The sequence below is a fragment of the Chitinophaga sp. YIM B06452 genome (genome assembly GCF_039655965.1).
In the GTDB taxonomy this organism is placed as follows: Bacteria; Bacteroidota; Bacteroidia; order Chitinophagales; family Chitinophagaceae; genus Chitinophaga.
The window spans coordinates 15,819-36,581 of record NZ_JAWLKY010000008.1 but is presented as its reverse complement, the minus strand read 5'-3'; the positions used below and the strand labels follow the sequence as shown (position 1 = coordinate 36,581).

Here is a 20,763-nt window from a genome sequence, read left to right as displayed (position 1 = left end):
AAATCAAGCCATGCATAATGCTTATTTTGACTTTGCAGCGCCTCACAACGAACCTGTAATGAGCTTTGCGCCGGGTTCCCCGGAAAGAGCAGCACTGAAACAGCAGCTGGCCGCCTTCAAGGCCACGGAGCTGGACATACCCATGTACATCGGCGGCAAGGAAGTGCGCACCGGCAAAACGGTGGACATCCGCCCCCCGCACGAGATCAAACACAAGCTGGGCCACTTCCACGCGGGAGACGCCAGCCATGTGAAAGATGCCATCAACGCCGCACTGGCTGCCCGCCAGCAATGGGCGGACACGCCCTGGGAACAGCGCGCGGCCGTGTTCCTGAAAGCAGCCGAACTGCTCGCCACCAAATACCGCGCGCATACCAATGCCGCCACCATGCTGGGCCAGAGCAAAAACGCCTACCAGGCTGAAATAGACAGCGCCTGCGAACTGATAGACTTCCTGCGCTTCAACGTACATTACCTCACCGAGATCTACCGCCAGCAACCGGTTAGCTCCCCCGGCGTGCACAACCGCCTGGAATACCGCCCGCTGGAAGGTTTCGTGCTCGCCGTAACTCCTTTCAACTTCTCCGCTATCGGTGGCAACCTGCCCACTTCAGCCGCCATGTGCGGCAACGTGGTGATCTGGAAACCCGCCAATACACAGGTATACCACGCATCATTCTTCATGAAGGTGCTCATCGAAGCCGGCCTGCCCGACGGGGTGATCAACCTCGTGTATGCAGACGGCCCCACCATCGGCGACGTTTGTTTTGCGCATCCCGATTTCGCCGGCATTCACTTCACCGGCTCCACCGGCGTGTTCCAGACCATGTGGAAGACCATCGGCAACAACATCGCGAAATACAAAACATACCCGCGCATCGTAGGTGAAACCGGCGGCAAAGATTTCGTGATCGCCCACAAATCCGCCAACGTGGATGCAGTGGTGACCGCACTGGCACGCGGCGCTTTCGAATACCAGGGCCAGAAATGCTCCGCCGCTTCCCGCGCCTACCTGCCCAGCAATATCGCGGAAGAGATCAAATCGAAACTGGCTGCCGAGCTGAAGACCATGAAAATGGGCACCACGGAAGATTTTTCCAACTTCATCAATGCCGTGATCGACGAACGTTCTTTCGATAAGATCGCCGCTTATATTGAAGACGCGAAAAAAGACCCGAATGCGAAGATCATCGCAGGCGGCAATTACAGCAAAACAGAAGGTTACTTCATTGAACCGACCGTGATAGAAACCACCGATCCGAAATACAGGACCATGTGCGAGGAAATTTTCGGCCCCGTGCTCACCGTTTACACTTACGATGCTGAGAAATGGGAAGAAACCCTCGAACTGGTGGACGGCACCAGCGAATACGCCCTCACCGGCGCCGTGCTGGCGCAGGACCGCTACGCGCTGGACCTGGCTACGAAAAAACTGGTGAACGCCGCAGGTAACTTTTACCTGAACGATAAACCCACCGGCGCAGTGGTAGGCCAGCAGCCGTTCGGCGGCGCAAGGGCATCCGGTACCAACGACAAAGCAGGTTCCCAGCTGAACCTTTACCGCTGGCTGAGCGCCAGGACCGTGAAGGAAACGCTGGTGCCGCCTACGGATTACCGTTATCCTTTCCTGAAAGAAGCATAAGCAAGATTGTTATATCCGCCACCACGGCGGAATTATGTGAAACTAGATACGCAGCCGTGCCGGATTCCCGGTGCGGCTTTTTTTATGCGCGCTGTTTTCCTTTTTTACATATTTTTGGCCCAACACGTACCAGGATAAGCAATCAGCCAAGGGATGCATTTTTCAGGACCGTCCGTATCGAAAAGAAGAGAGCCTGACTGACCGGTTGCGGCAAAAGCCGGTGCTAAACTTTATTCATGAACAAAGGCGGAATGTATTCAGAAGCGGAGGTATTGCTGCAGGTGGCCGCCGGCAGCGAAGCGGCCTTCCGTTGCCTTTTTGACGGGCACCGGGATAAGCTGTTCGCCTACATGCTGCGCCTCAGCGGGAGCACAGAGGCCGCGAAAGACATTGTGCAGGACGTGTTCCTCAAAGTATGGACGGAACGCTCCGTGCTGCCCGGTATCCGCAATTTCGACGCCTACGTTTTTACGCTGGCCCGGAATCACGCCTTCAACCTGGTGAAAAAAAACGCCTACCGCAACGACATCCTCCGCAGCCTGTACGCCGGCGAAACCGGCGCTTCGCATGAAACGGAGCAGATGGTGCGTTACAAAGCGCTGCAGGACCAGCTGGAGAAAGCCATCGGCAAGCTGCCGCCGCAGCAGAAGACCATTTTCACGCTCAACCGCCTGCAAGGGCTGGCCATAGAAGACATTGCGCGTAGGCTGCATATTTCCGAAGGTACCGTAAAAAAACACCTGAGCCTGGCCACACAGGCGCTGAAAGGCGCTATCCGACAGGATCCTGCCATTATCCTGGTCATCGCTGCCATGGGGCCTGTGTGTTTGCAGTTAAATTGAACCGCGTTTTCATCCAGATCGTCTTCATTCCCGTTTATCGAAGTAATTGTTACGAATCCTCCCGCATGCCGCCACAGCGGCATTCATCCACCCCTGTAAATTTTTTTTTCTGAACAGCTACTCCCGGAAGCTGGGTTATTTGTCGTAATACCAGGGACAAAGAACTAACCGGGAAATTATTTTTTAACACAGCTACTCTTATTGTTTGAATTATTTGTCGTAGTAAGAGGAACACAAATAGCATATGTCCGGATCGAGACTGCAATACCTTTTCCAGCAATGGTTCAGCCGGGAAGCTACCCCGGAAGAACAGCAGGAGCTGCAACAGCTGCTGGAAGACGCCCGCCACGACGAAAGTTTGCAGGCTGCGCTGGAACGCACCTGGTCAACCTTTACGCCCGATGCGGAAATAAACCCGCAGGAGGCCGACGGCATATTCCAATACATCACCGCCCGGCCTCAAACCTTATTGCGCCGCATCCGCCGCTGGTGGCCTGCTGCCGCGGCAGCCGCGGTATTGGGCATTGCAGCGCTCGGGTATTTCAGGACGAAGCCGGTAAACACGCCGCCGCCATCCACGCATTCATCCATTGCAGATATAGCTCCCGGGAGCAAGAAAGCCACGCTCACCCTGGCAGACGGCTCCGTCGTAACGCTGGACAGTGCGGGCAACCAGGTGATACAGCAGGGGAGTGCCCGCATCAGTCAAAGCGGCGGCCAGCTGCGCTACGAAGGCGCTGAAGGGCAGCCTGTCTGGAACAAACTGAGCACCCCGCGCGCCGGCCAGTTCAGGATCACCCTGCCTGACGGTACGCGCGTCTGGCTCAATGCGGCCTCTTCGATCCGCTATCCCACGGCATTTACAGGGGAAGCACGGAAAGTGGAGATCACCGGGGAAGTGTATTTCGAAGTAATGCCCGATGCCCTCAAACCCTTCAGGGTAGAGGCAGACGGGCGAAGCACCGTGGAAGTGCTGGGCACCAGCTTCAACATCAGCGCCTACAACGATGAAAGCCTGATCAAAACCACCTTGCTGGAAGGAAAAGTAAAGGTCTCCGCCCAAGACGGCGCCGCACAGGAACTGCGCCCGGGGCAGCAGGCGCAGCAGGCCGTGTCCGGGAACATTGTTATCAGCAACGATGCGGACCCCGCCGAAGTGCTGGCATGGAAAGAAGGCTGGTTCCAGTTCAACCAGGCTGCGTTGCCGGATGTGATGCGGCAGCTGGCCCGCTGGTACGACGTGGAAGTGAAATACGCCGGGCCTGTGCCTGACAGGGTGTTTGAAGGAAAGATCCAGCGGGACCTTACGCTGGTGCAGGTGTTGGGGATACTGGAAAAGAGCGGCGTACATACAAAGCTGGAAGGAAAACAACTGACATTGATTCCATAGAAACCAAATCGTTCACTTAAAACATTTCACGTATCGCTTAAAGAGTCGCCAAAATCAAGACGCCATAAAAAACCGGCACCCGACTGGCATCGGGCCCGGCAATGGGCAAAAAAACTGTATGGTAAACAATTTTTAAAATTCCCAAATCTAAGTTATGAATTTAACCGCTTTGCGCCAACATTGCCTTGGCGCAACGTCCCTATCATCCAAATTCTGGAGGACCATGAGGTTATTAACAGCCTTCATTCTGATCGGTTCCCTGCATGTAAGCGCCAGCAGCTACTCGCAAACCGTTACACTTTCCGCCCGCAAGATCTCGCTGGCCAGGGTCTTTAAAGCCATCGAAAAGCAGGCGGGCTATGGCTTTTTTTATGACGCCAACATCCTGAGAGATGTGCCGCCGGTGACCATAGACGTGGAGAAAGCGCCCGTGGAGCTGGTGCTCAACGAAGTGTTGAAGAACCGCTCCCTTTCTTATTCCATCGAAAACCGCACTATTACCGTGATGCGCAGGGTGGAACTGCCAGCGCCCGTGCCTGCCGTGGCAGACAGCTCGCTGACCGTTAAAGGAAAAGTCGCGGACAAAAAAGGCATAGGCCTTCCCGGCGTCAGCATCCTCGAAAAAGGCACGTCCAACGGCACGGTGACCAACGAAGACGGCGAATTTTCCTTGAAGGTGAAAAGCCCGTCCGCATTACTCATCCTCAAATACATCGGTTATGAGACCATAGAAACGCCCGTGCGGCCCACTGCGATGAGCATCACCCTCAGCGAATCGGAATCGGATCTGGGTGAAGTGGTGGTAGTAGGTTACGGCACGCAAAAAAAAGTGGATCTTACCGGTTCCGTCGCTACAGTGAACAGCAAAGAAATTGAGAACCGCTCCGTGACCAACGTATCTTCATCGCTCGCAGGGCTTGCCCCCGGCGTGGCCGTACGCCAGAGCTCCGGCCGTCCCGGCAGCGACGGCGCCAGCATCCGCATCCGCGGCCAGGGCACGCTGAACAACAACGATGCACTGGTGTTGATAGACGGCATCATCGGCAGCATGGACGCCGTGAACCCGAACGACGTGGAAAGCATCTCCATCCTCAAAGACGCGGCTTCCGCCTCCATCTATGGTTCGCTGGCGGCCAACGGCGTTATTCTCATCACCACCAAACGTGGCAAAACGGGGAAACCTTCGCTGAACTATTCCTCCGTGCTGTCCATCACCCAGCCCACGAACATGCCTACGTTCGTATCCGACTACGTGCGGCATATGAACCTTTACAACGAAGCGGCCAGGAACCTCGGGCAGTCGCCCGTGTATTCCCAGGCCAGCATCGACCTGTGGACGGAAGCCAATAAAAATCCCAATGCGCTGAACGAGCACGGCATTCCCAATTACGTGGCTTACCCGAATACAGACTGGGGCAGCGAGATATTTGAGAAGAACATTGTGCAGACCCACAACCTCTCCGTCCTGGGCGGCAGTGAATACGTGAATTACAACATATCCGCGCGCATCCTCAACAACCCCGGCCTGATGCACAATACCGGCCTCAAACGGTACGAGCTGCGCGCCAACCTGGAAGTGAAGGTCACCGATTTCCTGACCCTTGGCACCCAAACCTTCGGTTCGCTGCAAGACCGCCAGAAAGGGAATACAGACAATACTTTCAATTTCCTCCGCCAAACCACGCCCGGCCTGTATCCCTTGTACGAGGGGCGTTTCGGGGCGCCGTCGTCTCCCGACGAATCTGCCGGCCTGAACAACCTGCTGGTGCACCTTTACGGCAATGGCGGCAACGAACAGACTTCCCGCTTCAACTCAACCGTGTATGCCAAACTCAATATCTGGAAAGGCCTGCAGCTGGAAAGCAAGATCAATTACCAGATGAACCAGTTCGACGGCAGCAGCTTCAGCATCCCGCTGGACCGCTGGGATTTTGCGAAGAACACCATCATCGTTCCCGCCGGCCTGCCCAACACGCTCGGCACCACCTTCGATTATTTCAAGAATAACAAGCTCACCTTCGACCATGTGCTGCGCTACAGCACCGTGATCAATAAAATGCATAACATCGGCGCGCTGGTGGGTTACAACGAATATGCCTACCATTACAAAGATGTGAACGCCCAGAAAAGGGGATTGATAGATGCGTCTGTGACCACGCTTAGTTCCGCTACGGAAATGGTGTCCACTACAGGCGGCGGGTACGACTATGCCTACCGTTCTTACTTTGGCCGCGTAAACTACGGGTATAAAGAGAAATACCTGCTGGAAGCAAACCTGCGCTACGACGGGGTTTCCCGCTTCGCTGAAGATAACCGCTGGGGTACATTCCCGTCTTTTTCCGCAGGGTGGCGGCTTTCAGAAGAGCCTTTCCTGAAAGGGCTGACCAGCATTTTCCAGAACCTGAAGCTTCGCGCATCCTGGGGTAAGCTGGGCAACAGCAACATCGGCAATTACGATTATATGGCCACTTATGGCGGCGTAAACTATGCCTACAACAATTCGCCGGTGATCGGCCTGGCGCAGAGCAAATACGCCAACGCCGCGCTGAGCTGGGAAGAGACCACGCAAACCGATGTGGGGCTTGATTTCAGCATGATGCACCACCGCCTATCCGTTGAAATGGATTATTACAGCCGCTATACAGACGGCATTCTTACCGTGCCGCCCATTTACCTCACTGCCGGCACACAGGCCGGCCCCACGCGCAACACCGCCGCCGTGCTGAACCGCGGGATAGAGGTGGCGCTCAACTGGCGCGACAATAAAGGCGATTTCAATTACTCCGTTGGCGCCAACTTCGCGTACAATTACAACGTGGTGGACAAATACAAGGGCGCGCTGAAAGAAGGCTGGAGCAAGAACAGCGCGGGGAATAACGTGTACAGCAGCAACATTGGCGACGTATCATCCGGCGGCCTGGAGCGGATCGTGGAAGGTTATGGCATCAATTCCTACTATCTCCGCGACCTGTATGCCGGCAACGGTTCCTACTTCAATGCAGATGGCAGCGTGAACATCAATGGCGGCCCGCAAACGGGGATGATCCGCACACCGGAAGACCTCGCCTGGGTGAATGCCATGAAAGCCGCGGGTTACAGCTTTTCGCCGGTGAACACCGTGGGTAAGGCGCAACTCTATTACGGCGATTTCATTTTTGCAGACAGGAATGGCGACGGCGTTTACGGCAATGCATTCGACCAATACCTGACCAACGCCCGCACAGAGCCGAAATTCATTTTCGGCCTCAACCTCGCGGCGGAATACAGGGGCTTCGACCTGTCCATGATCTGGGCCGGCATGGCGGGCATGCAATACTACTGGAACGGGGAGGGGTACAACAACTCCATTCTCCGCAACGGCAACGCCGCAGGCACGCGCATGGCAGACGATCATTACTATTACAATCCAGACAATGCGGCGGATCCTGCGAACAACATCAACGGCACTTTCCCGCGGCTGAAGCTGAACAACGACGCCATCAACAACACCGCAAATGCTTTCTGGATGGACAATGCGGCCTGGGTGAGACTGAAGAACGCGCAGATCGGGTACACCTTCCCCAAACACTGGACGGACCGTTTGAAGATCACGAAAGCGCGCCTGTACTTCACCGGCGAAAACCTGCTCACCTTCACCGCCTTCCCGGGCCTGGATCCCGAGGTGGGCCCGAACGTAGGATACCCGACCATGCAGCAGTTTGCCCTGGGCTTAAACGTTAACTTCTAATCCGGAGACGATCATGAACAAACAACCACGCAAAAGATATATACAGCAATCATTCCTGGCACTGGCCATAGCAGGCGGCGCCAGTTTCCTCGGCGGCTGCAAAAGCAACCTGCTGGACACCGTGCCTCCCGGCAACATTGCCTCTTCCACGATGTGGACCACCGACAACCTGACGGACCTTGGCGTAGCGGGAGTTTATAACGCGCTCCGCCTGGGGATCGCCACCGGCGGGGCCAGCGGCCGCGAGCTTTACATGTACGACCGGTTCGTGACCAGCATCGGCCGCGACGGCGACGCGCTGCTGCAAGGCACCGCCACCACGGGCAATGGCATGTTTTCCAACGTATGGAAAGAATTGTATGAAGGCGTACACCGCGCCAACGACGCCATTACCAACATTCCCGTCAAATCCCCTTCGCCCGCAGAGAAAAAGGCCCGTTACATCGCAGAAATGAAATTCATGCGCGCCTATTTTTATATGCGGTTGAACCAGCTCTGGAAAGGCGTGCCCATTTACCTGGAGCCCCTGCCGGTAGACCAGATGAACCGCGGCCGCTCTACCGAGCAGGAAGTGTGGGACCAGGTGATAAAAGACCTGACGGACGCCATCGGCGAACCCGCGCTGCCGCTGAAATACGCGAAGGGCAATGCCGCCAACGGCCATGCTACAAAAGGCGCAGCATATGCCCTGCGCGGCAAAGCCTACATGTACCAGCAAAAATGGGCGCTGGCTGCGGCCGATTTCCAGAAAGTGCGCGAAGCGGGCTATGCTCTTTTCGGCAATTATTACGACCTGTTCCGCCCGGCCAATGAGCAGTGCGACGAAATGATCTTTTCCATCCAGCATACAAACCTGGCGGGTTTCGGCTCCACCACGCAGTTCTACACCGGCACACGCTCTTCCTTCGGCTCCTGCTGGAATTCTTTCATGGTGCATCCCGACCTGGTGGATATGTATGAAAACCAGGATGGCAGCCCTTTTAACTGGGATGCCGTAATACCGGGTTACAGCGCCATGCCCGCCAAACAGCGCGAGGTGTATTTCTTCCGCAACAACCTTACCGCCGCGGAGATCACCGCTGCGAAGAACAGGGGCGTGAATATGGACGCCTACCTGCCCACAGGCAACGAAGAACGTATCAAACAAGTATACGCCGGCCGTGACCCGCGCCTTACGGCCAACGTGATCACGCCCTATGCCACTTACCTGGGCCGCCCGATAGAGGGCGCGGACCGCGTGTTCACCTACCGCTGGCCGCACCGCAACGAGAACCTGCCCACGCTGGACCTTACCACGGACACGCGCACGTTCTTCTACTACCTGCACCGCAAGTTCGTATACCTCGGCAGCACCGAACTGCCGGACCGCATTACCGGTCCTACAGACTTCCCGCTGATCCGCTTCGCGGACGTATTGCTGATGTGGGCTGAAGCGCTGAACGAACAGGGTAAAACAGACGAGGCCATCGCGCTGGTGAATGAAGTGAGAGCAAGGGCAGGCGTAGGTTTGCTGAATTCTTCACCCGCCACCACCGTCACCGGGCAGGAAGATATGCGCCGCCGCATCCGCCACGAACGGAGAGTGGAGTTCCCGAACGAAGGCATCAGCTTCTTCGACGAAATGCGCTGGAAAACCTGGAAAGAAACCGTATTCTACCCGGGCAACGGGGTAAAAGAGATATGGGGTAACGTGAATATTCCTTACCTCTGGACGGGCGATTACCTCTACAACTGGGCCATACCCGAGCAGGAGGTGCAAATGAACATCAACCTGCAACAAAACCCGGACTGGGTGAACTGATTTTGTACAGTTATTTGTGAAATAAAGGTTGTCCATCCGGACAGCCTTTTATTTTTGAAGCAAACGGAAGGATTCCCGGCAGACGCCTGCCGGGGAATCCCTGTAATTTATGCTTTCAGCTTCTTGATCGCTGCCATGGCTTCTTCCACGTGCTGCGTGGCCTGTGTCATGGAATTGAACTGGTGTACCACTTTGCCTTTGCTGTCCAGCACATAGGTTACACGGCCGGGCATCATCATGGTCTTGGGCACGCCGAAAAGCTTGCGCACTTCGCCTTTGGTATCGCTCAGCAGGGTGAAGGGGAGCTTGTATTTCTCGGCGAATTGCTTGTGGGAAGCCACATCGTCGGAACTGATACCTACCACCTGCACGCCGGCGTCCTGGAATTCGGTGAAGGAATCACGGAATGAGCAGGCTTCCTTGGTGCAGCCCGGCGTATCGTCTTTCGGGTAAAAATATACCACCACCGGGCCTTTGGCCAGCGCGTCAGACAGTTTGAAGGTCTGCCCATCCTGGTCCTGCAGCGAGAAATCCGGTACGGTGGCGCCTGTAGCGATCTGTGATTTGGCATCGGAGAACAGGCCGAAGAGCCCCAGGGTGATAAGCATGGTTTGGAGGATTTTCATGATTGCAATGATTATATGCTCAAAATTACATTAATCCTTATTTTTGGCCTTTATTTAAATACCCTTTGTTTTGAAATCTATTCTCACAGACCGGCAATTAGCAATTACCATTGAAAGATTAAGCCACCAGCTGATAGAAAATCACCTGGACTTCAGCAATACCGTGATCGTCGGCCTGCAGCCCCGGGGTATTTACCTGTCGGACAGGATCTATCATAACCTGCAACAGCTGCTCCCGGGCACGGACATCCCGTACGGTAAAATAGACATTACCTTTTACCGGGATGATTACAAGTCCGGCAAGAGCCTGCATGTGCCTAATGAGACCGATATCGATTTTTCCATAGATAACAAGCGTGTGATACTGATAGACGACGTGCTGTACACGGGAAGGACCATCCGCTCGGCCATGGACGCCCTGCTGGACTTCGGGCGCCCTTCCAGGGTGGAGCTGCTGGTGCTGATAGACCGGCGTTTCAGCCGGGAGCTGCCTATACAGCCAGATTACACAGGCCGCACCATCGACGCTATCATTACAGAACGCGTAAAAGTGCTTTGGAAAGAAAGGGATGGTAAAGATGAAGTTGTGTTGATTGCTTAAACCTCTTATATTTGCACCTTAGAATGTCACTGTCTGTTAAACATCTGCTGGGTATACGCGATCTGACGCGTCAGGATATAGAGCTCATCTTTCAAACCGCCGATCAATTCAAGGAAGTTTTACAACGTCCTATCAAGAAGGTGCCCACCCTCCGGGATACTACCATCGTCAACGTATTTTTCGAGAACTCCACGCGCACGCGCATTTCCTTTGAGCTGGCTGAAAAGCGGCTGGGAGCCGATGTGGTGAACTTTTCCGCGTCGGGCAGCTCGGTATCCAAGGGCGAAACCCTGATCGATACGGTGAACAACATCCTGTCCATGAAAGTGGATATGGTGGTAATGCGCCATTCCGCCACGGGCGCTCCGCACTTCCTCAGCAAGCACATCAATGTGCCGATCGTGAACGCAGGAGACGGCATCAACGAACACCCCACCCAGGCCCTGCTGGACGCATTCTCCATCCGCGAGAAGCTGGGCGGCGTGGAAGGGAAGAAGATCGCCATCTGTGGAGACATCATGCATTCCCGCGTGGCTCTCTCCAACATCTACTGCCTCAAGAAACTGGGCGCGGAAGTGACTGTAGTAGGCCCGCCCACGCTGATCCCCAAGCACATTGCCCAGGCGCTGGACGTGAATGTGAGCTACAATATCCGCGAAGCCCTGGAATGGGCGGATGTGGCCAACGTGCTGCGCATCCAGCTGGAAAGGCAGAACATGCCCCTGTTTTCCTCCCTCCGCGAATATTCTCTCGCATACGGCGTGAACCGCAAATTGCTGGACAGCCTCAAAAAAGACATCGTGATCATGCACCCGGGCCCCATCAACAGGGGCGTGGAACTCAGTTCCGATGTAGCAGACTCAGGCCAGAGCATCATCCTGGACCAGGTGGAGAACGGCGTGGCCACCCGCATGGCCGTACTGTACCTGCTGGGCAGGAACGAATAGCACACAAACGAATGAACATAAAAACCAAAAATCCCGGCAATACGCCGGGATTTTTTTATGGGTCACCAGTGAAAGAATTGTCTGTTAATCATTCCTCAAACTATCCGTAGGGTCAGCATTGGCCGCCCGCCAGGTTTGCGAAACAATGGCCAGCAGGCAAACCGCCAGCACCGCGGCAAAGCAGATCATTACACTTCCCAGGCCGAAGTGGATGCGGTAAGGAAAACTGTCCAGGAAGAAATTGCTGGCCAGCCAACCCAGCGGCAATGCAATGCAGCCCGCAATGATAACCAGTTTCAGGAACCCGCGGGAAAGCAGCAGCACCAGGCTTTTCACATCGGCGCCCATCACTTTCCGGACGCCGATCTCTTTTTTGCGCAAAGCTGTAGAATATACTACCATGGCCAGGAGCCCCATCACGGCGATGAGCACGGTCATGATGGAAATATAACCCAGGAACGACACGCTGTCTCCCTGCTTTTGATTGCGGTACAGTTCTTCCGCCAGCCATTCCGCCTGGAAAGGCTGGCCGGGGTATAATTTTGCCCAGGCCGCTTTCACCTTCTGCCCGAACTGCGCATGGTCCGTATGATCAGTTTTTACCTGCAACAGCGTATAGCCGCCGCCGTTGGCCACAATGGCCATGGGGCGGATGGGCTGGCCGAGATGCTGGTAGTTAAAATCTTTCAGCACGCCGGCTATGGTGGCGGTAACCGTGTCGCTCACCTGCACTTGCTGGCCCGCTGCGCTGGCAGCATCTTTGAAACCCAGGCTGAGCGCCGCTTTTTCATTGATCAGTAACTGCCCGGTTTGCCCCGCATGGAAGTTCTGCCCCGCAACCAGCCGCAGGCCCATCACCGGGACGAAATTCTCATCGGCAGCGTAATAATCCATCGAAGCGGGTTCTTTAGACAGCGCGCTTTTTATGGACAAATGGCCGCCGAGGTATTTCTTAAAATCGTACGAGGCCGCGGCTACGGCCTGAACACCGCTCAGGGAGGCAATCTCCTGGCGCAGCAAATTGTCAGGATTGCCCTGCAGGCTTATGGTGAGCACGTTATCCGCCTGGTAACCCCGGTTGGCCGCGGCCATATGGGAGAACTGGCGGTAAAAAGCGAAAAGGAACACGGTGATGATAAGCGACAGCGCAAGCTGGAACACCAGCAGGCTCCGGCGCAATCCCATTTTCCCGAACACGCGGTGGGAGGGAAGGCGCTTCAGCACTTCCGCGGGATTAAAAGCGGATAATATCCAGGCCGGCAAGGTGCCGGCAAGCAGGCCGGTGAACAGGCTGAATACGCCGAAAGACACGAGTATCCTCCATTGCGTCAGTTCGTTCACTTCACCTGTATTGGCATTAAAAAGATTATAATGGCGGGAAATGATCTGCCCGAAATACCCCAGCACCAGCGCCAGGAAAGTGATCATTACCGCTTCCATGATATACTGCCCGAATACCTGCCAGCGCGAGGCCCCGGCCACTTTGCGGATGCCTACTTCTTTGGCCCTGGACAGGGAGCGGGCAATGGAAAGGTTGGTATAGTTGAAACAGGCGGATATCAAAATGATCAGTCCCAACCCGATCTCCGCGAGCACCTTGCCCCAGCTCTGGCCGCCGCCGATGTTGTTATAGGTCTCTTCCCAGCTGGGCGTGATGTGGCTGAAAGGCTGCACAGGGAAGGAGATCGTGCCCTGTTTGGGATCGTTGTAAAGCGTACGGGCCAGGCGGTCTGCCGAAGCCTGCAGCTGTTTTTTACCGGCGCCGGGTTGCAATAGCACGTACGTGTAGGCGTCTGCGTAAGTATTCCATGACTGTATCTTCTCCGGCAGCAGCTTGTTCTTCTCCAGCTGCGCCACAGACGCTGCGGGCGCGTATGCATCGAAGGAGATATGCGATTTTTGCGTTTGCGGTTCCAGCACGCCGGTTACCTGGAAAGCTCCCAGCGACTCTATTTCCAGCGTTTTGCCCATAGGGTCTGCCGTGCCGAAATAACGCTGCGCGGCCTCATGCGAAAGGATAATGCCGCCAGGCTGCGCCAGCGCCGTGCTTTCATTGCCTTTGGCCAGCCTGAAGCCGAACATGTTGAAAAACGACGGCGTGGTGAAAGCGCCGTACAGCGGCAGCGAGCGGTCGCCGATGCGGGCATTGCCTTTCAGGGCAGGGTAGAGGCTCACCGCATCCGCCACCAGGGCACTGTCGCCCAGCATGGCGTCTTTCAGCGGCAGCGGGGAGCTGGCCAGCAGGAACGCTTTGCCTTCAGGGTTGCGCAGCTCCGTGAGCAGCCGGTAAGTGCGGTCGGGGTGCGGGTGAAAACGGTCGTAGGAAAGACTATCCGCCACATGCAATATCACCATCATACAAAGACTCATGCTCATAGCCAGCCCGATGAGGTTGATAGCGGTAAATAATTTGTGCCTTACAATGTTGCGGTAGGCAAGCAAAAGATAGTTGCGGATCATGCCGGTAATTTAGGTGCTTTGCTGTTTTCAAAGCAGGTGCCAAGATAAAGGCTTTTTGTAACGAGTTGGATATATATATTGATAATATAATTTATGTCCGGTAATGTACAATGGATGTCCGGCGGAGAACATAGCGTAAAAATTATTAGTTTCGGGAATGCGTACGATAATCCTGCTTTTGGTCTCCAATGTATTTATGACCTTCGCCTGGTATGGGCATTTGAAGAACACGAATGTGCCCTTGTGGAAAGTAGTGCTGGTAAGCTGGGGCATTGCTTTTTTTGAATATTGTTTTATGGTGCCGGCCAACCGTTTGGGTTACCTGGACGGGTTTAACGGCTTCCAGCTGAAGATGGTCCAGGAAGTGATCACGCTCACCGTGTTCTGCGTATTTGCGATTTTGTTCCTCAAGGAGCCGCTGCGCTGGAATTACCTGATCTCCTTTTCGCTCCTGCTGGGCGCGGTTTATTTTATGTTCAAAAAATAACGGGCTGTGGCCTAATCCACCAGCGGTAAACACTTGCCGGGATAAATCACTATTTTTGACAACTTGATAAAATTGGTAACTATTCCCATGTTTAAGATACGATCCGCAATCGGGTTGGCTGTTGCTGTGCTGGCGGGCCTTTCGGGCCTTCATGCGCAGACCGCCCCCGTTATGAATGCCGCAGATATACAGGTGCAGCTTAAGAAACTCAATACCCTTGGCAGCGTGCTCTACGTAGCCGCCCACCCGGATGATGAGAACACACGCCTGCTGGCCTACCTCGCCCGCGAAAGCCGCTACCGCACCGGCTATCTTTCCCTCACGCGGGGAGACGGCGGACAAAACCTTATCGGCAACGAACAGGCCGAACTGCTGGGCCTCATCCGCACGCAGGAACTGCTGGCTGCCCGCAGGATAGACGGGGCGGAACAGTTCTTTACCCGCGCCAATGATTTCGGTTTTTCGAAAAATCCTGAAGAGACCTTCACCATCTGGGACCGTAAAAAAATACTCGGCGATGTAGTATGGGTGATCCGCAAATTCCAGCCCGATGTGATCATCTGCCGCTTCCCGGCAGACAGCCGGGCGGGGCACGGCCATCACACCGCATCCGCTATACTGGCCGCAGAAGCGTTCACCGCGGCGGCAGATCCTTCGCAATACCCGGAACAGCTTGCCAGCGTCAAACCCTGGCAGGCAAAACGCCTGTTGTGGAACAACTATAATTTCGGCGGAAATAATAATACATCCGAAGACCAGTTCAAGATAGACGCGGGTTCCTTCAACCCCTTGCTGGGGCGCGGGTATGGCGAAATAGCCGCTGAAAGCCGCTCCCAGCACAAGAGCCAGGGCTTCGGCGTACCTTCTTCCCGCGGCACTGCCATTGAATATTTCACGACCATTAAAGGTCCCGAACCTAAAAAGGACCTGATGGAAGACGTGCAGACCTCCTGGGAACGCGTGCCCGGCGGCGCGGCCATTGGCGCGCAAACCGCGGCTGCGGCGGAGAATTATGATATGAACAACCCTGCCGCAAGCGTACCAACGTTGCTGGCTATACGATCTTCGCTCATGGCCCTGCCGGATGGTTACTGGAAAACGGTGAAACTCAAAGAGACCGAACAGCTCATCCTGGCCTGCGCCGGCATCTGGGCGGAAGCATTTTCTTCTTCCGCGGAAGTGGTGCCCGGCAGCCCCATGAAATGTAACCTGCAGGTGATCAACCGCAGCTTCACACCGGTGCGTTTGCAAAAAGTGGCCATCAATGGCCAGGAAGATGAGTCTGTGAAAAAAGACCTGGTGAACAACGCCTTCCTGTCCGTGGAAAAAGAAGTGACTGTGCCAGCGCAAACGCCCATTTCGCAGCCTTACTGGCTGCAGGACCCGCACCCGCAGGGCATGTACAGCATCCGCAACGAAGCGCTCATTGGCAATCCTGAAAATATTCCTTCACTCACCGCCACCTTCTTCCTCGAATTCGGTACCGGCAAAGGCACGCAGACCATCGCCGTTACCCGTCCCTTCATCTACAAATTCACCGATCCTGTAAAAGGAGAGGTGTTCCGCCCGCTGGTGATAGCGCCGCCGGTAGTGGCCCAGCTGGACAACCAGGTGTACATCTACACCCAGGCCGCGCCGCAAACCGTGCCGGTGAAGATCAGGGCCATGAAAGAGAAAGTAAGCGGTACCGTGAAGCTGCAGCTGCCGGCGGGTTTCAGGGCAGACCAGGCTTCCCTTCCCTTCAACCTCAACCGCAAAGGGGATGAAACCGAAGTGAACTTCACCGTGACGCCGCTGAAAGTGAACGGGCAGAACATCACCGATACCATGACCGTTGTGCTGGACGTTAACGGCACGGCCTATACGAACAGCATTACCACCATCGAATACGACCACATTCCCGCTATCAATATTTTCCCGCAAGCCAGCGCAAGGCTGGTGACCGTGAACCTGAAATACAACGGCCGCAGGCTGGGTTATATCCCCGGCGCGGGCGATAAGGTGGCGGAATCACTGCGGCAGGTGGGTTACAGCGTAACACTGCTTTCAGAAAAAGACATCATGAACGGCAGCCTGACAGACTACGACGCCATCATTACCGGCGTGCGCGCTTATAATACGCAGGACAGGCTCCGCTATTGGCAGCCGCGCCTGCTGGAATACGTGAAGAACGGCGGCACGCTGGTGGTGCAATACAATACCAACGGCGGCCTGGTAACGGATCAGCTGGGGCCGTATCCCTTCAAGCTGTCCCGGAACAGGGTGACGAATGAAAATGCGCCGGTGAAGTTCCTCCGCCCGCAAGACAAGCTGTTCACCTATCCCAACGCCATTTCGGAAAAAGACTTCGAGGGCTGGGTGCAGGAGCGGGGGCTTTATTTCCCGTCTGACCTGGGCAGCGAATACCAGCAGCCCTTTGCCATGAACGATCCCGGTGAAAAGCCCATGGATGGCTCTACCATCGTAGCCGCATACGGCCAGGGGCGATACATCTATACCGGACTGTCGTTCTTCCGCCAGTTGCCCGCAGGAGTGCCGGGCGCTTACAGGTTATTTGTAAACATGCTCTCTAAATAACGGACAATGAGAAACGAAAGAGTGACGATATCCGCTGCCATGTGCATTATCATCGGCCTGGTGATCGGTTTCCTGATCAAACGCGTGCACATCGGTTTAATGATCGGCCTGGCGCTGGGCCTGCTGGGCGGAGGTTTATTATCCAAAAGAGGTAAATAATGCAGGAGACGCCTGAAGAAAAGCCGCCGGTATTTTCCCGCTGGTCCGCCTGGTACTGGCTGGTGGCCGGCGTATTGGCCGCATTGATCGTCTTTTTCTATTTGTTCACTAAAAACTATTCATGAGCTTTTTAGACTGGATAGTTCTATCCTGCACCCTGATCTTCATCATCGTTTACGGCGTCTGGAAAAGCCGCGGCCAGAAAGACCTGGACAGCTATTTCCTGGGCAACCGTTCCATGCCCTGGTATATCATCCTGCTGTCTATCATCGGCACGCAGGCCAGCGCCATCACTTTCCTGAGCGCGCCGGGGCAGGCGTATTCGGATGGGATGCGTTTCGTGCAATATTATTTTGGCCTGCCGCTGGCCATGATCGTGATCTGCATCTTTTTTGTGCCCATCTTCCACCGGCTGAAGGTGATCACCGCATACGAATACCTGGAGCAGCGCTTCGACCTGAAAACGAGGGTGCTCACCAGTTTCCTCTTCCTGCTGCAGCGCGCGCTCAGCACGGGTATCAGCATCTATGCGCCCAGTATCATCCTTTCTTCACTGCTCGGCTGGAATATCTATTACACCAATCTTTTCATGGGCGGGCTGCTCATTATTTATACGATGTACGGCGGCACCAAAGCCGTGTCGTACACGCAGAGCCTGCAGCTTGCCATTATTTTCTCCGGCATGTTCCTCGCCGGCTGGATGGTGATGCACCTGCTGCCCAAAGACATCGGGTTTTCTGAAGCGCTGCATGTGTCCGGCAAAATGGGCAAGCTGAACGTGATCGTGACAGACTTTGACCTGAACGACCGTTATAACATCTGGAGCGGGGTTATCGGCGGTTTTTTCCTGGCACTGTCTTATTTCGGGACAGACCAGAGCCAGGTGGGCCGCTACCTTACCGCCAAAACGCTTACCGAAAGCCGTATGGGCCTGCTGATGAACGGGCTCGTGAAAGTGCCCATGCAATTCCTCATTATGCTGATAGGCGCGCTGGTATTCGTGTTCTACCTGTATTTCCGCGCGCCGATCAACTTCAACCAGGGGCTGCTGAACAAAGTGCATAACTCCGAATACGCCCCTGAAATGCAGGTGCTGGAGCAGCGCTACGATTCCCTTTCCGTGCAGAAGGCCGGTTATGTAAAAGCCCTTGCCGCCGCGCTGAAGACGGAGAATGAAAGCGAGATCGAAAAAGTAAAATCCTCTCTTAAAGCCGCTGAAACCGCGGGAGATACCGTCCGTGCGCAGGCGGGCAGGCTGATAAAAAAAGCGGACCCGCTGGCGGAAGTGAATGATACCAACTACATTTTCCTGCACTTCGTGGTGAACAACCTGCCGAAAGGCATGGTGGGCTTGCTCATCGCGATCATATTCCTGGCTTCCTGGGGCAGCATTGCCGCGGCGCTCAATTCGCTGGCCAGTACTACGATGGTAGACATTTACCAGCGCATGATCCGCCCGGATGGCACGGACGCGCAAAACCTGCGCGCCTCCAAAGCCTGGACGCTCTTCTGGGGCATCTTCAGCATTGCCGTCGCGCAGTTTGCTTCGGGGTTGGGCAGCCTTATTGAAGCGGTGAATATACTGGGCTCATTGTTCTACGGCACCATCCTTGGCATTTTCGTAACAGCATTTTCCATGAAATCCGTGAAAGGCCATGCCGTATTCTGGGGAGCTTTGCTGGCAGAGGTTTTCATTGTAGGCATCTATGCTTTTAACCTCGTGTCGTTCCTCTGGCTGAACCTGATAGGATGCGCGCTGGTAATGCTTTTCGCTGGGCTATGGCAATTTGTTGAGAACTTCATCGCGGCAAAGGAATAATCTGCAAGTTTTAGAATAACCGCATCATTTTGTATATTTTGGGATTCAACAAGATTCCACAATATGCTCGCGCTCCTTTCTTCTCTCTTCTTTTTCATGCCTGCCCCCATGCAGGCGCAACTGCCGGTGGCCGTGGTAGAAAGGATACACCCCGGCCTGGATGCGGTGATAGATGTGAATGCTAAAGTCGCTGTCATCGCTGATGGTTTTGAATGGGTGGAAGGCCCTGTATGGATCGAAAAGGAAAAAATGCTCTTGTTCTCAGACGTAATGCGGAACCGCATTTACAAATGGACCGCGCAAAAAGGCGCCACCTTATACCTGGAACCTTCCGGCTATACACAGCCCGCGCCGCGCGGCGAAGAACTGGGCTCGAACGGGCTGGCAGTGAATACGCAGGGGCAGCTCGTGCTTTGCCAGCATGGCGACCGGCGCGTAGCTGTAATGAACGCAGCAACGGCTGATCCGCAGCCGCGGTTTACCACGCTGGCCGGCAATTACAACGGCAAAAGATTCAATAGCCCCAACGATCTTGCCATCAAAAGCAACGGCGATATTTATTTCACCGATCCGCCTTACGGGTTGGAAAAAGGCCCGCAGGATCCCGCACGGGAAATTTCTTACCAGGGCGTGTACCGTATCGCGAAAAGCGGGGCGGTTACTTTGCTCACCGACAGTCTGACCCGGCCCAATGGCATTGCCTTTTTTCCCGGGGAAAAAAGCCTGCTCATCGCCAATTCAGACCCGCAGCTGCCGCATTGGTACATTTATGACCTTAATGAAAAAGGAAACCTCATCAACGGAAGGATCTTCTTTGATGGCACGGCCATTTTTAAAAAAGAACCCCGCAGTCCTGACGGGATCAAGATCAATAAAAAAGGGATCGTATTTGCACCCGGCCCGGGCGGGGTTTGGATCTTCGATAAGAACGGTAAAGCGCTGGGCAGGATCAAAACCAACCTCATTACTTCCAATTGCGCTTTCTCCGGTGATCAGAAAACTCTATTCATCACAGCCGATAATTGTGTTTTGAAAGTAGCATTAAAATAAAAATATCATGGCGGTATACGAACTAATTACGACACATAAGATCATTGCCATCCTCAGGGGCGCTCCACCCGCGGATGTTGTGCAGATCGCCACCGCTTTGTATGAAGGCGGCATCCGGCTGCTGGAGATCACGATGAACTCTGAAGCGCCGCTGCAGGCAATAGAACAGGTGGCTGCCAGGCTCGGCGATTCCATGGTCATCGGCGCCGGAACCGTACTGGACCCTGCAACGGCGGCTGATGCGGTGAGCGCCGGCGCCCGGTTTATCCTTTCCCCCATTGTGAAGGAGTCCGTAATAGCCGCAGCGAAAGAACTCGGCGTTACCAGCATTCCCGGGGCTTATACGGCTACCGAGATCTATACCGCCTACGAAGCAGGCGCCGACATCATCAAGGTATTCCCGGCTACTTCACCATCTTACATCAAAGATATGTCCGGCCCGCTTCCACATATCCCGCTGTTGCCGACAGGAGGCATTACGCTGGACAATATCAGCGCCTATCTCAATACAGGCGCCGTTGGGTTCGGCGTTGGCAGCTCGCTGGTCAACATCAAACAAAAAATAACCGCAACAGACATCGATCGTTTAAGAGAACTGGCCCGTCAATTTGTACAGGCCGTTCATGCATAAAAAC

General features: G+C 54.9%; 16 protein-coding genes. 14 read left to right on the top strand and 2 right to left on the bottom strand.

Translation table 11 applies throughout. The features are described 5' to 3' along the window. Window positions 1-10 precede the first annotated feature (10 nt). The 5 genes from pruA (at window position 11) to R3I13_RS25445 (ending at window position 9,402) form a co-directional block, all read left to right on the top strand. Window positions 11-1,642: an L-glutamate gamma-semialdehyde dehydrogenase gene (pruA, locus tag R3I13_RS25465; RefSeq protein WP_346320817.1), complete on the top strand. Its 1,632-nt coding sequence runs from the start codon at window positions 11-13 to the stop codon at window positions 1,640-1,642. Between the two features lie 236 nt (window positions 1,643-1,878). Further along, complete coding sequence (locus tag R3I13_RS25460) at window positions 1,879-2,484, top strand: RNA polymerase sigma-70 factor (RefSeq protein WP_346320816.1); 606 nt, start codon at window positions 1,879-1,881, stop codon at window positions 2,482-2,484. Window positions 2,485-2,728: 244 nt separating this feature from the next. Further along, the gene (locus R3I13_RS25455; RefSeq protein WP_346320815.1) at window positions 2,729-3,874 is read left to right on the top strand and encodes a FecR domain-containing protein; all 1,146 of its coding nucleotides are present in this window, start codon (window positions 2,729-2,731) and stop codon (window positions 3,872-3,874) included. 223 nt (window positions 3,875-4,097) lie between these two features. Beyond that, entirely contained in the window at window positions 4,098-7,601 is a 3,504-nt protein-coding gene (locus R3I13_RS25450) for a TonB-dependent receptor (RefSeq protein ID WP_346320814.1), read from the top strand. A gap of 13 nt (window positions 7,602-7,614) precedes the next feature. Continuing rightward, the gene (locus tag R3I13_RS25445; protein WP_346320813.1) at window positions 7,615-9,402 is read left to right on the top strand and encodes a RagB/SusD family nutrient uptake outer membrane protein; all 1,788 of its coding nucleotides are present in this window, start codon (window positions 7,615-7,617) and stop codon (window positions 9,400-9,402) included. Window positions 9,403-9,509: 107 nt separating this feature from the next. Here R3I13_RS25445 and R3I13_RS25440 read toward each other — a convergent pair whose 3' ends face one another. Further along, window positions 9,510-10,028, bottom strand: a complete 519-nt coding sequence (locus R3I13_RS25440) for a peroxiredoxin (RefSeq protein ID WP_346320812.1) — start codon at window positions 10,026-10,028, stop codon at window positions 9,510-9,512. 70 nt (window positions 10,029-10,098) lie between these two features. On the opposite strand from R3I13_RS25440, the gene pyrR reads away from it, so the two are divergent. Together pyrR and R3I13_RS25430 are read left to right on the top strand one after the other, a co-directional pair. Further along, a complete protein-coding gene (pyrR, locus tag R3I13_RS25435; protein ID WP_346320811.1) occupies window positions 10,099-10,629 on the top strand; it encodes a bifunctional pyr operon transcriptional regulator/uracil phosphoribosyltransferase PyrR in 531 nt (176 codons plus the stop codon). Between the two features lie 11 nt (window positions 10,630-10,640). Further along, entirely contained in the window at window positions 10,641-11,576 is a 936-nt protein-coding gene (locus R3I13_RS25430; protein ID WP_346320810.1) for an aspartate carbamoyltransferase catalytic subunit, read from the top strand. 84 nt (window positions 11,577-11,660) lie between these two features. Here the strand turns inward: R3I13_RS25430 and R3I13_RS25425 are convergent, their stop codons facing one another. Beyond that, entirely contained in the window at window positions 11,661-14,036 is a 2,376-nt protein-coding gene (locus tag R3I13_RS25425; protein WP_346320809.1) for an ABC transporter permease, read from the bottom strand. A gap of 157 nt (window positions 14,037-14,193) precedes the next feature. On the opposite strand from R3I13_RS25425, the gene R3I13_RS25420 reads away from it, so the two are divergent. The 7 genes from R3I13_RS25420 to R3I13_RS25390 all read left to right on the top strand — a co-directional run bounded on the left by R3I13_RS25420 (window position 14,194) and on the right by R3I13_RS25390 (window position 20,759). After that, a complete protein-coding gene (locus tag R3I13_RS25420; RefSeq protein WP_346320808.1) occupies window positions 14,194-14,523 on the top strand; it encodes a DMT family protein in 330 nt (109 codons plus the stop codon). Between the two features lie 87 nt (window positions 14,524-14,610). Then, window positions 14,611-17,100, top strand: a complete 2,490-nt coding sequence (locus R3I13_RS25415) for a PIG-L family deacetylase (protein ID WP_346320807.1) — start codon at window positions 14,611-14,613, stop codon at window positions 17,098-17,100. Window positions 17,101-17,106: 6 nt separating this feature from the next. After that, window positions 17,107-17,259 carry a hypothetical protein gene (locus R3I13_RS25410; protein ID WP_346320806.1) on the top strand — a complete coding sequence of 51 codons (153 nt, stop codon included), beginning with the start codon at window positions 17,107-17,109 and terminating at the stop codon, window positions 17,257-17,259. Further along, on the top strand, window positions 17,259-17,384 hold the full coding sequence (locus R3I13_RS25405) for a hypothetical protein (RefSeq protein ID WP_262898788.1): 126 nt from the start codon (window positions 17,259-17,261) through the stop codon (window positions 17,382-17,384). Before R3I13_RS25410 ends, R3I13_RS25405 begins: the two co-directional genes overlap by 1 nt. Then, window positions 17,381-19,078, top strand: a complete 1,698-nt coding sequence (locus R3I13_RS25400; protein WP_346320805.1) for a sodium:solute symporter — start codon at window positions 17,381-17,383, stop codon at window positions 19,076-19,078. Before R3I13_RS25405 ends, R3I13_RS25400 begins: the two co-directional genes overlap by 4 nt. Window positions 19,079-19,141: 63 nt before the next feature. Beyond that, window positions 19,142-20,128 carry an SMP-30/gluconolactonase/LRE family protein gene (locus R3I13_RS25395; RefSeq protein ID WP_346320804.1) on the top strand — a complete coding sequence of 329 codons (987 nt, stop codon included), beginning with the start codon at window positions 19,142-19,144 and terminating at the stop codon, window positions 20,126-20,128. Window positions 20,129-20,135: 7 nt separating this feature from the next. Beyond that, complete coding sequence (locus R3I13_RS25390) at window positions 20,136-20,759, top strand: bifunctional 4-hydroxy-2-oxoglutarate aldolase/2-dehydro-3-deoxy-phosphogluconate aldolase (RefSeq protein ID WP_346320803.1); 624 nt, start codon at window positions 20,136-20,138, stop codon at window positions 20,757-20,759. Window positions 20,760-20,763: the final 4 nt, after the last annotated feature.